Here is an 11,822-nt window from a genome sequence, read left to right as displayed (position 1 = left end):
GGTGAACATTTTTGATTTTTACCAAAGGCTCTGTGAAGCGTGCTGGAAGGCTTCTCGCAGTTATACTACTGCTTATGCTTGCGTTTGCTACCTCAGCAGAGGCCCGTGAACGACACTCAGAGAACCTGGTGAAAATCGCCCGCCGTGAAACTGAAAAGAGGTATGCTATCGCGTGGTGGCTTAACGCTACGGGCATCGTCGAGAAGTGTCCAGTAATAGACATAGATAACGTCACACCCAGTACCGCTACTAGAATTTACGAAGAAGTATTCAATAGAAAAATAGAGCTGTTTATTGGGGGCTACCAGTTAAAATACTTGAAGCTACTTATGAACGGGAATGACACCGTGGAGCCGAGGGACGTTTCACTGCTCTTAGAGTCCTTTGCAAGGAGTGTCTTGGAGATACCTGGTGACGAGTATAGAGTGCTATTACGTAAAATCCTACTTAGTGCTTTAAACCCCGCAGAACGAGAGGCTTACAAATTCGAGGTTAGCGACATTGATAAACTGGTTCTTCTGGTCGCAGAGCTCGGCAAGAAAAGTAACGTGAGCGAGAAATACATTTTCTCCATTATAGTCAAGTTACAGCTAGTTAAGCTCGCAACTAGGACTGGAATCTACGAGGACGCGTACAACGAGCTCCTAAACGAGCTACTAATGAAAGAGTCCATCTTAATGGCGCTCTTCGTGGACAAGATCGTCAACGGCTTGCAGGTAAATATCGTAGAACAGGGGCCCGCGGAGGTTTTGAAGCTACAGAAGCAAATAGAACAAGTTACGAGAAACAGGCCTTTAACGAGATCAAACGTGTTGAGGGTTTTAAATTACACGATGGAAATGTTGCAGAGCGCTGGAACTGGTGACATCAAAATCGAGAAGCTTCTTTCCGTGGTAAACATAGTACTCAGCGAGAACGTGGACGTAGAATACCTCGAAGAGGTAATTCAGCGGCTTGGTAGTGTGGCTGGAGAGAACACGATCACGGGTGCGCCACTCACTGGTGACCGTACAAGAGGCGACTCGCTCTCGGTAGAAGGTACGGAGTCCTCTACTGGTGAAGACGATGTGAGAATGGGTGCGCGTAGATACAATCACATGGCAGGCACTACGGAGGAGCTCGAAAATGCGCACTACTACATTAATCTAGCAATTTTCGAAACCACTTACCTTGCCGAGTCATTAAACAGGCTTATTGAAAGAATAAACAGCGAGAAGATAGGGCTTTATGTAGAATTCCAGGATGTGAAAGGAGGTATGGTAGCCTTTAAGGAAGGAAAAAACAAATCTATTCACATAGTTCAGGGGAAAGCTGAGAGCGGTCACCTATTAGGTTACCTACAGTACATCTCGATCACGTTACCGGTACTGTCCTTTCTGATAGTAGCGTATAAGAAGGGCATTTTAATGACTATGGTTAGCATTCTTAAGGAATGGGCGGTGGGAAAACCGCGGTGGGTTGTGAGCAACCAAGAAGGCCTCGTGTTCAGGAGTGAGAAGGCCGCGTTCTTCGAGAGGTTCTGGGACGTGGTACACGAACTCTCCTCTAAGTACAACGTGGTCATAACAAAGTCAACTACTCATAGGGAGGCGTATTCGCTGCTCTCCAGTAGAATAAAAGACCCCGTTAAAATAGCGGTCCTCGAAACATTACTGTACGGCTATGAATATGCTAGGTATGGCGGCATGGAACTGGATGTAAAGCCTCTATTACGGCTAATAGATTCATTAAAGTGAATGCGAATGCCTAAATTCAGAGTTAACCACGCGTTTCTGTATATTCTGCCGTTGCTCGTGATGATAATGGTCGTAGCGGCGTCAATTGCTTTCTCCTACTCTCCGTTGAGGACGCTGGTGACGCTACTGGTTACTGCGTTCTCGTTACATTACATTACTAGAGTGCACATTACGTACTTTAAACTAGGCGTCGTCGAAGAAGGCCCTATCAAACTACCTTCAAGACTACGCGTAGTGACGTTTCGCGATGTATTCGTGAACCTGCTCTTCGTAGTCATGCTCGGCGGACTGTTAGAGCGTGCCTTGATTTCCTTAGTGGGCAACGTATACTTGTCGCTAGCAATAAGTGCGGTGATCTTAGTAATCGTGGTTAACGCTACTAGAAGGATTCACGGGAAACGCAAAACAACGTACACTAGTGTAGTCGTCCTTGCGCTCTTCACCACGCTATTCTTCGCAGGGTTAATTAACGACCGTGACGTTGAATACTTCGAACACGCATTCAAACTGCTAGAGGAGGTACTACATGGTGCTTAGCGAGAAAGTGAACACGTTGTGTGTTGTCTTTGCACTCGCGTCATTCGTCGTTTCTATACTACTAGCGGTTTTACAGAGGTACGTTGCTTCTTTCGTAGCACTATTTATCGGGTTAATTGTGCTTTCGTATGTAGGTGAGAAAGGTAAATGAAGAAGGCTGCTCTAGTGCTACTATTCGCAGTAATGGTTTTTGTGTTCGTGGCGCTGGAAGGCAACGTTCCCGGAACAACGTATGCAGGTGCTTCGCCATTAAACACGGGCTGGGATGGTACTTCTAACATGGTGGAGTTGCTCTCGATGATTGGTGAGAGGGTTATTATCGTCGAAGACTGGGGTTCGCTGGCTGGAGCTACTGTTAACGCTGGTAGCGAATACTGCAATGTAATAGTCGTGGTTTCCCCGGAGAAGCCTTTCAACGACGTGGAGTTAAACGTAATGCGCGAACTCGTTTTAAACAAAAGCTACTGTTTAATTGTCCTAGATGAGGGTCCTTATGGAAACCAGGTGTTAAAATCCCTCAAAGTGCCCCTGGAAATCAGGGGCTACGAGTACATAGTCGACGAAGAGGGCTCGTATGTAGTGTGGGGTACCATTGAAGTGTACGGGGCAAGATTGAGAGTGGCATTCGCGTACGCCTCACCTGTGAGAGTGCATGATAACAAGACCTGCAGGTACGTGGGGTACGTAGACGGCATTCCCATAGGCGCGCTCTGTAGGCTTAGTAATTCGAGTGTTCTCGTTCTAGGCGACGGGACTCTAGCCACTAATTCAGCTTTAACACCCCTAAACGAGTACAATCCATACACTCTACTTCTTCGGGGCATAATCAGCGAGGTGTGTAGGGGTATCGGTACTACTCGTGGAAAGGTATTTCTAGTTGAAGGGAGCAAGTACAATGCAAGAATCCTAACGCCACGTGAAGTCTTGGCAAGTGACATGCCGTTTAGCGAGAAGTTGAAACTGCTGATTAACCCTGCACGGTATACATACCAACTAATAGTTACCATTGAGAGGGAAACATGCTTCTTCACGTGCCTGAACGTCGCGGCGTTGATCGTCATGATTATGCTAGTAGTGCGCTTACGTAGAAGAGGCAATAGCAAGGTGGAAGAGGGAAAGAGCATTATTGGGTATTCGTGGTACGGGTTGCCCATACCGTTAATAAGAAGCCTGTGCTCAGAAACACGCATCTGCCCGGAAGAGTTCAGTTGCACTTCAAAGAAGAAAATTACGAGAAAATGTAAGAAGATCGTGCAAGAGAAAATAGTCTCAGAGAGAGAGCTGAGGAGGAGGATTGTAAAAACACTATTTATACAACTATATGGTGCCGAGGTACTAGGTGAAAACGAAGTTATTCTATAAAGCACAAGAGCATCTTAAAGTAATTGACGCCATCACGGGCCCTACGCACCGCTACACTACCAGTCCTCGTAAATAAAGCGATTAGAGTTAAAAGCTATGAACACGCAATTTCAATGGGATGAGGATATGGTAATCGTTTATGCGGTTAAAATACCTGAGAAGAGCACAATACACGACTTCTTAAAGGAATACATACTGTCTCGAGGCTTAAAAGGAGGCATTATACTGGGTATTGGTGGCCTAGAGTACGCCGAAGTAGGCCACTTTGACCCCGCTTCAAGAAGGTATTTAATCCGTGAAATTAAAGCGGGTGAAACCGTCCTAGAAGTCTCATCAATGACTGGAAACTACCTCGTAAAGCAAGACGGTGACGTAAGCGTGCACGTGCATGTAACGCTGGCCACGCCAGGTAACGTACTTGCAGGGCACCTTGTGAAAGGCATAGTAAACCCATTCATAGAAGCATTCCTAGTTGAACTAGGCAGCGACGTTGAAAAGGCGTTTACACATAGATAGCTGTTAACGCCAATTCCTTTAAAGAACATGCGTTCGAGAAAACGTGAGAGATTTTCTGCGAGCGCACCCCCTAATCCTATTAGTACCTCAAGTACCTAGCCTTCGCCTTCCTCGCACCTGCGTATACCGAGAACTATTGATAAAGCATGCATAACCGCCTTCGCTGAAGAGTTATTATCTGTAAGATTTAAAAGTTTTCTTACTTTCTTACATATAAGGTGGTAATACGCCTGACTTAAAAGATGAAATTGAGAAAATTCGGAATGCAGTTGAAATCGCGCTAAGGAGAGCCCTCGAGGAGCTTGAAGAAGTTAAGTTAGGGGTCTCGGAGTGGTTGACGCCGCGTAGATTAAGAAGACTTTATAGAGAGTTAGAGCACATAGTCGATTATTTCGAAGATGCCTTACTTGACGCCAAGAGAAGATTGCGAGAAGTTAAAAAAGAAACCGAAAAACTCGGAGACAAAGCTTTATTGGATGCCGTAAGAGACTTAGAGGAATACGTCGACTCCAAGGTCAGGGAATTTAATGAAAAGTACAGGGAAATCGTCAAATACGTGGAAAAAAGCTTCCCCGAGATCAAGGTGAGGAGAGGTCCGCACTGGATTGCAATAACCATGTTGCCGCGGAAATTGGCCAGGAGTATTGGCGAGGAGGTGGAAGAGGCCGTTAGGACAGCTCTTGAAGAGACGAGAAGAGCCCTTGAATCGGCCACAACCGTCATTTCCTCAATAAGGCTTAGAGAAGAGGATGTCTCGATCATAGACGAGCTTGTAGAAGCGGGTGTATTTAAAAGCCGAAGCGAGGCAGTTGCATTTTTCACGAAGAAGGGTATAGAGGCTTCAAGAGACTGGCTTGAAAAGGTGAGAGAACATTTGACGAAAATAAAGGAGTTGCGAGAACAGGTTAAAAAAGAACTTGAAAAAGGAGAGGAAAAAGGAGATGGTAAGGCGTAGGCCCGCCCATCGCGCTTTTTACCGTTTAACGCCATTTTCTAACCTGCGGTGACGTATCGTGAACACGTTCCCTTCTAGTGACAGGTTAGTTGAAGCGTATGGGTTAATGAGAACGGGCATACTATGCATGCTCGTGGCGGCCATAATGCTCATTGCCGGGTTAATGGGTTTACTCGTTTCGTTTCTCTGGCTAGTGCCGCCGGGTAGGGAGAGGGTTGGAGTCCTCCCTTCTATCCCCTCTACCGTTCTCTTCACGGCCCACTTCATAGCCTTCATATTAGTTCTTCTCGTCGGCGCGATAATAGCATTAATTGGTTTATGGGGTAAGCTTCTCCCAGGAATGAGGGTACTTAAGGAAGTTCAACCCGATTTCTCAACTGCAGAAACGCTCGTTAAACTCGGCTATTTCTGGGGGCTAATACTACTGGTAGTTAGTATACCACTAGTGTCCTTTCCCCTTATTATAGGGGTCTTCACGGGCATTATCGCTGCCGTTTTAATGCTAATAGGCTATATAGGGCTAATAATTCTATGCTTCAAGCTAAAAGAGCTTGAACGTGAAGACTAATTATTGGAATATTCTTCTCAATTGCAGTAGTAATTGCGTTGATATTACTGTACATAGCCCTTGGAAATAGCATAGAGAAGAGAAGGCGTGGCCAGGTGCCAGCGCCCACACCACCTCTGCTACCACCAGTATAGCATCAAGAGTTTCATAAGTCGGTTTTCGTTTTTACATCATTTTAGTGTAGAATGAATTGGGAAACGTGCATTGGGTTTAAAAATAATGAGAAATGGAATGGGTAGCCAAGGTCTTCCGTTAGCTTGTAGGATCTAGTAGAAACTTTTGTCCCTCTTCAGTATCTCTCCTTCCTTCATCACGAGGACTATGTTGTTGACGTTTAGGAGGGTGTCTATGTTATCAAGGGGGTTACCTCTGATCGCTATGATGTCCGCTAACTTACCCTTCTCTATTGTCCCGACGCGGTCGAGGAGGCCGGCAACCTCGGCCGCTATACGCGTAGCGGCTATGAGGGCTTCGGCAGGGCTCATGCCTATTCTCTCGACGAGCATTTTTAGTTCAAGGGCGTTTTCACCGTGCCTAAAGGGCCCTCCTATAAAGTCTGAGCCCGCGGCGATCTTTACACCGCTTTTATATGCTTTTCTAATGTTTTCGCAGTGCACCTTGAACACTTCTTCAGCCTTTCTTAAACCCCATTCAGGGAAGCCCGCCTTAGCGCCTTCGGTGAGGATCTTGTAGTAAGTGGCTGTTGTTGGAACTACTATGGCGTCTTTCTCCCTAGCTAGCACTATTCCTTCCTCGTCTATGAATGAGGCGTGGGCAATTACTTTGACGCCACCTTGTATAGCGTTCTTTATGCCTATACTGGAGTAGGTGTGAGCGTAAACAAACGTTTCTACAGCTCTCGCCTCTTCCACGATGGCCTTTATTTCCTCTACTGTAAACTGCCGGTACTCTGGCTTATCTCTCTGGGATAGGACGCCTCCAGAAGCCATGATCTTTATGAAGTCTGCCCCTTCTCTAAGAGCGTATCTGGCTGCTTTACGGCACTCCTCGATACCATCACATATTAAGCTTGCGAACGGTGACACCAGCTTCTTGGTTGTCCTAACGTCAACCCATTCAACTGGTAAGTAGTGTATATCGCCGTGCCCAAATGTCTGAGTCAGAGGTGGACCTGAAGCGACTATTCTGGGGCCATTTATGGTTCCTTCGTTCACTGCGTACTTTAATTTGAGGGCTATGACGCTGGCTGGGTCTACAAACGTGGTATAGCCCGCGTTTATCAGCACCTCCAGGTCTTTTGCAGCCCTGAGTAAGAGTACCTCGTAGGGTGTTACTAGGGGTTCCTTAACGAAATCAGCGCTTTTGCAACCGGAGAGGTGTGCGTGGGCCTCTATTAGTCCGGGCATTAAGAAGGAGCCTTTGAGGTCTAGCACTTCGGCCTCACCTGGTACTTCAACGTAACCGCTTGTACCTACATCGTGTATTATTCCATCGCGTACAACTACTACCCCGTTTTCAATGATCCTCGAATCCACAGCTGTAAAGATTCTCGCATTAACCAGAGCCAGGACGCTGTGCTTGAGGGATGAAGATGCCATGAGTTACCACCACGTGACTATGATTTCCACTCTCCGTTATAATTTTTCCCAGTTTTCCTCTGTGTTCTCGGCTCACGGAAACGTGATTGTGCCGAGAACGGCTATGCACGAACTGAGGAGAGGGCTTACTGTGAGATCGTGCACGTCAAGTGTCAGGACTGTGAAGTCGTTACCGGTATAGGGAGATGGTTGTGTACACTAGGTTTTTTAAGGAGGTAAGTCTATAGGGATAAGTGTCTACCGGTAAGAACCAGGTGATCTCATCGAATGCAGTGACATGTGTACTTTACTGGGGTTTCTTGAGCCCCTTACACAAGTAGGTTCCTCACCGCCAGTGCACGGGCTAATTCTTCCGCTACTTTTCTCGACTTGCTACGAGTCACGATCATGTCTCCGGCTTCCTCCACCACGACCCCCCCATACTTTTTGTACTTTTCAATAATGCTCTTCGCCTCTTCAGCGTTCACTACTACGATGACATAGTAGCCAGCGGGGTCTTTCCGTGACAGGGTCCTCCTAACAATCTTCTCAATACTTTTCATAGACCAGCGACCACCTTCACAGCTTCTTAGGTATACGAAGCTTAAAACCAGTTGTAAGGAGTGGCTTTTACGGTGCCTTCGGGGTCTTGGCTTGATTCCTTACTGTTTAATAGTTTTTACCCATGTTTATCCATAACGTGTCTTAAAGAACAAGTAGGTCGGTAGGGGCGAGGATAGAGGCCTATGGCTTACAGTGGACTGGGCACCATTACGGGCTTTGCTATATTGGCCTTGATGCTGGGTTTGAAGAAGCCAGTATGGATGGCGCTCTTATCGGCTTCATTAGCCATGGGGCTCCTTGACGCCGGGTTCTCGGGTTTAGTCGAGATCGTGTCCTCAACTGCTTCGAGTAGTTCCGCGCTTGACCTCATTTTAATTACGTTCCTAATAGCCGTGTTCGTGAATCTATACCGGGTGTCGGGCTTTCTCGCCAAGCTGGGAGAGGAGCTCGTAAAGTTCTTAAAGAAGCCCAGGATCATAGCAATGTTTGTGCCTGCGGTCATGGGGCTTCTACCGGTTGCCGGCGGAGCCCTCATGTCTGCTCCCGTCGTTGACACGGTCGGTAGTCACTTGAGACTAAGTAAAAAGTTAAGGCTTTTCATCAATGTCTGGTTTCGCCACGTGATCTTCATGGTCTACCCTCTCAGTACGGTGGTTATAACGATCGCCACCTTGGCGGGCATTAGCGTGTGGTATATTGTGCTAAGAGGGATCCCCATCGCCCTGTTCATGGTAATCACGGGCTACTTACTGGGCTTCCGCGGCTACCATCCTCACTTCGCCGGGGTCTCCGGCGAAGCGAATCTGAGCACGCTTGCTCGTGTGTTTTCTCCCATACTCGTAGCAGTGGGTACTGCCGTTGCCATGAGCCCCTTGCTTGACGGGCCGACCCTGCCGCAGATCCCCTTAACGCGCTACTCCATGGTATTAGGGTTAATTTTAGCCATAATACTCCTCGTAAAGCTTTCAAAGGTGAACTTAGAGGGTATCAGAGACGCAGCATTATCGAAAAGCGTTGTAGAGCTCGTTGTCGCGGCCTTCTCTGCGATTCTCCTCAGGGATGTTTTTGTCGCCGTGAAGGGGCCGGAGATGTTTTCAAACCTCCTATTGCCTAGAAATGAGATCGAGAAGACTGTGCTCTTAGCTCTTGTGCCTCTCGTAGTGTCCCTGGCCACAGGCTCTCCTCTCACGGGGGGCATCGTCGCCATATCAGTATTCCAGCCTACTCTAAGTATGGGGCTCAAGGAGGTTTCTTTGATATATGCATCGAACATGCTGGGCTACCTAGCGTCTCCAGCACACTTATGTTATGTCTACACGGCTCAGTACTTTGAGCAGCCCCTTACCAGCGCGTACCCGGAAATGTTCGCGGCAGTTACCGTTACTCTCGCCGTAGCGATATGTATGTACTTCATGTTACCATGAACCCTTCAAGCCCCATTTCAATAGAAGATGAACTAAATACGGCACTATCACGTGCCTTGTACCCATTGTACGGGCAAGTTCTATATAGGCTCTCGGGCCAGCGTGTTAAGCCATTAGCGCTTTTTAACCTCGCACTCTTTCCAGTCTAAACCAGTCAACGAAGTACTCGAAACCGCCATCATAGTTCCAGTAGTTAGCGTTTTAAGATTCCAAGCTAGGATGAAGTACAACCCAGCATACCTTGTTAACTTGAACAGCGTTTTCCCGGAAGGAGCTGGTTCCCCTAGTACAAGGACCATCGTAAAGGTCGTAGGGAGCTCGCAATGTCGTCCGACTACGTCCTTGACCTATATTGCGCGGGCCTCAACCCCTACCACTATATTCTGGCAATGTATGGGGGGTTTTCGAGGATTAAGACATTAACGGGCACCATTTCATGGGACACCGTAGTCGAGTCTACCAGGCTCTGCGGACGTAAAGGTAACTCGCAGAATATGCTCTTAGTAATGTAATAATTGAAAGAGTAGAGAGTGGCAACTACTATAGCGAAGAGCGGTGCAAGGTACTGTATCGCGTTGTCCTGGAAACGCCTATGAATGGAAGCGGTAGTGGACCATTGAGAAAACGTACTAAAGACTAAAATGAAGTTAAATCATCCATCAAAGGCTCCTCCAGGTCGGCGAAGAGCCCGAGAAGGAATGTTGGTAAAGGCTGTTAAGCAGGTAGAAGGAACCTCGAGCCAAAATGCTAACCAGTAGTTTCCCCGTTGTTTTACGCACCCCCGTCAAACCAGTCACTCCACTTTCCCTAGTGCACAGCGCCTACATCCTACATAATGTCATCAACCACGAGAACGCCTAGCCTCCGTAATACCAGTAATATTGACCCCTCCTCCTAAAATGCCTAAACGCCGCGATGCTAATAACGGGCTGTGCGGTATGGGATGTAAGTCCTTAATGTGCGTGGAAATAGACAGTTGCGAGCTTTGTAGAAGCGTAGCCGACAAGTACCTGCAGACCTTGAAAATCATAGCTAACATAGAGCAGCTGTTAGAAGAGCTAACACGGAGCACCGTTACCGAAAAAGCAAAATTGGAGGGAACATATTCAGCAATGCTATTCGCGGCTACACCGTTGTTAACGGGTCTCCTGGGGCTAGCACAGCCTAGTAACGCACTGCTCGCGGGATTGCAGGTGATTGCCGCAACGGTCTTGGTGACGATCGTCGTGAAACGCGCCTTTAGTGGTGAAGGGAGGGAAAGCGCATTCCCCGAAAACCCGGAAACGGGCTTAGAGGGTACAGAACCAGGTTATCTCGACATCGAAGATCTGTCCAAGGCTCTAAATGAATTCAGAAAGCTGGCCAGCGTTTACGAGCTCATTTTAAGTAGGTGCGCTGAGAAGTGCGACGTGAGGGTAGGAAAGGAGAAAACAGCTTAGAAACGCAGAGTTCTACGCCTTCGGTAAAAAATATTTTTTAATTATAACCATTAATTTTTATCGAGGTGGGTTTAGTGTGGTCCATAACCAGCATTGACGATGCTGAGAAACTTGTCCTTGGAGCAACTATTTTGGGCACGGGTGGAGGTGGTGATCCGCGCGAGGGCCTCTCAATGCTGAAAGGCGTTCTCGAAGAGGGTAAGAAGATTGACGTCATAACTCTCGAAGAGCTACCGGAGAACAGCTTGATAGTCGTTCCGTACTACGTTGGATCGATAGCTCCCGGCTTGAAGCCCAAGAAGGGAATCAAAATAGCCGATGCCATTGGTAGGGCATTTGAAACCATGGAAAAGGAGCTAGAGACTAGGATCGGTGCTGTCATTGCAAGCGAGCTCGGAGGTGCTAATACCCCAGTGGCTTTAAGCATAGCGGCTAGGCTTGGAATACCTGCCATAGATGGAGACCTACTTGGCAGGGCTGCACCAGAATTACACCAGTGTACTGTTCACATATTCAACATACCCATGTATCCCTCAGTGGTGGTGTCTGAAACGGGCAATGTCGTGGTTGTAAAGGAGTATGCAGACATAGATGACTATGAAGCAATAGCGAGGTATTTATCGGTTTTGAGCGGTAAATTTGTAGCAGTAGTTGATACACCGATGAAAAAGGGTGATGCTGAAAAGGCGGTTGTGAGAGGCACTCTTTCTAAGTGCCTTAGACTTGGAAGCGCGGTACTAAGAGCTAGAGCCAGGAGAAGGGATCCGGTAAGGAAGATGGCGAGAGTTCTCGAAGGGTGGGTTGTATTTAGAGGTATCGTTGAAAGCTACAGGTGGCGCGATGAAGGCGGCTTCTTGAAAGGCGAAGCAGTCGTAAAAGGCTTATATAGGTATGAGGGTAGAACTCTCAAAAGCTGGATCATGAACGAGCACATAATGGTGTGGCTTGACGAGAAGCCGCTCGTAATGCCACCAGACCTCTTCATGCTGGTAGCTGATGATGGTACACCAGTAACAAACACGGAGCTCAAAGAGGGAATGGTGGTTAACGGAGTGGCTGCTAAGGCGCCGGCCGTGTGGAGAACTCAACGGGGCCTCGAACTATTCGGGCCGAAACACTTTGGTTTTGACTACGACTACGTCCCCGTAGAAGAACTCATTAAACAACACGGCATTGTGTGAGC

13 protein-coding genes are annotated in these 11,822 nt (G+C 47.5%); 11 read left to right on the top strand and 2 right to left on the bottom strand.

What is annotated here, in order from left to right:
* Positions 1 to 11 precede the first annotated feature (11 nt).
* The 7 genes from QXU03_06535 (at position 12) to QXU03_06505 (ending at position 5,674) form a co-directional block, all read left to right on the top strand.
* On the top strand, positions 12 to 1,736 hold the full coding sequence (locus QXU03_06535; protein ID MEM2171390.1) for a hypothetical protein: 1,725 nt from the start codon (positions 12 to 14) through the stop codon (positions 1,734 to 1,736).
* Positions 1,737 to 1,742: 6 nt separating this feature from the next.
* A complete protein-coding gene (locus QXU03_06530; protein MEM2171389.1) occupies positions 1,743 to 2,273 on the top strand; it encodes a hypothetical protein in 531 nt (176 codons plus the stop codon).
* Positions 2,263 to 2,424, top strand: a complete 162-nt coding sequence (locus QXU03_06525; protein MEM2171388.1) for a hypothetical protein — start codon at positions 2,263 to 2,265, stop codon at positions 2,422 to 2,424. Before QXU03_06530 ends, QXU03_06525 begins: the two co-directional genes overlap by 11 nt.
* Positions 2,421 to 3,635 (top strand): hypothetical protein, encoded by a 1,215-nt coding sequence (locus QXU03_06520; GenBank protein ID MEM2171387.1) that lies wholly within the window; start codon positions 2,421 to 2,423, stop codon positions 3,633 to 3,635. Before QXU03_06525 ends, QXU03_06520 begins: the two co-directional genes overlap by 4 nt.
* 96 nt (positions 3,636 to 3,731) lie before the next feature.
* Positions 3,732 to 4,151, top strand: coding sequence for a DUF296 domain-containing protein (locus tag QXU03_06515; protein MEM2171386.1), 420 nt, complete (start codon positions 3,732 to 3,734; stop codon positions 4,149 to 4,151).
* 334 nt (positions 4,152 to 4,485) lie between these two features.
* Complete coding sequence (locus tag QXU03_06510; GenBank protein MEM2171385.1) at positions 4,486 to 5,106, top strand: hypothetical protein; 621 nt, start codon at positions 4,486 to 4,488, stop codon at positions 5,104 to 5,106.
* Between the two features lie 58 nt (positions 5,107 to 5,164).
* Positions 5,165 to 5,674: a hypothetical protein gene (locus QXU03_06505; GenBank protein MEM2171384.1), complete on the top strand. Its 510-nt coding sequence runs from the start codon at positions 5,165 to 5,167 to the stop codon at positions 5,672 to 5,674.
* 266 nt (positions 5,675 to 5,940) lie between these two features.
* On the opposite strand, the gene QXU03_06500 is transcribed toward QXU03_06505, so the two are convergent.
* A complete protein-coding gene (locus QXU03_06500) occupies positions 5,941 to 7,233 on the bottom strand; it encodes an amidohydrolase family protein (protein ID MEM2171383.1) in 1,293 nt (430 codons plus the stop codon).
* 308 nt (positions 7,234 to 7,541) lie between these two features.
* Entirely contained in the window at positions 7,542 to 7,775 is a 234-nt protein-coding gene (locus tag QXU03_06495; GenBank protein ID MEM2171382.1) for a hypothetical protein, read from the bottom strand.
* A gap of 183 nt (positions 7,776 to 7,958) precedes the next feature.
* Here QXU03_06495 and QXU03_06490 point away from each other — a divergent pair, with 183 nt between their 5' ends.
* From QXU03_06490 to QXU03_06475, 4 genes are all read left to right on the top strand, one after another.
* On the top strand, positions 7,959 to 9,200 hold the full coding sequence (locus tag QXU03_06490) for a DUF401 family protein (GenBank protein MEM2171381.1): 1,242 nt from the start codon (positions 7,959 to 7,961) through the stop codon (positions 9,198 to 9,200).
* A gap of 323 nt (positions 9,201 to 9,523) precedes the next feature.
* Positions 9,524 to 9,712 carry a hypothetical protein gene (locus QXU03_06485; GenBank protein MEM2171380.1) on the top strand — a complete coding sequence of 63 codons (189 nt, stop codon included), beginning with the start codon at positions 9,524 to 9,526 and terminating at the stop codon, positions 9,710 to 9,712.
* Positions 9,713 to 10,138: 426 nt separating this feature from the next.
* The gene (locus QXU03_06480; protein ID MEM2171379.1) at positions 10,139 to 10,639 is read left to right on the top strand and encodes a hypothetical protein; all 501 of its coding nucleotides are present in this window, start codon (positions 10,139 to 10,141) and stop codon (positions 10,637 to 10,639) included.
* Positions 10,640 to 10,713: 74 nt separating this feature from the next.
* Entirely contained in the window at positions 10,714 to 11,820 is a 1,107-nt protein-coding gene (locus QXU03_06475; protein MEM2171378.1) for a DUF917 domain-containing protein, read from the top strand.
* The last annotated feature ends 2 nt before the right edge of the window (positions 11,821 to 11,822 follow it).

The organism is Desulfurococcaceae archaeon (genome assembly GCA_038845865.1).
Lineage (GTDB): Archaea > Thermoproteota > Thermoprotei_A > Sulfolobales > Desulfurococcaceae > UBA285.
Note: the sequence above shows the minus strand (reverse complement) of the source record. Positions and strands in the feature narration are given on the sequence as shown.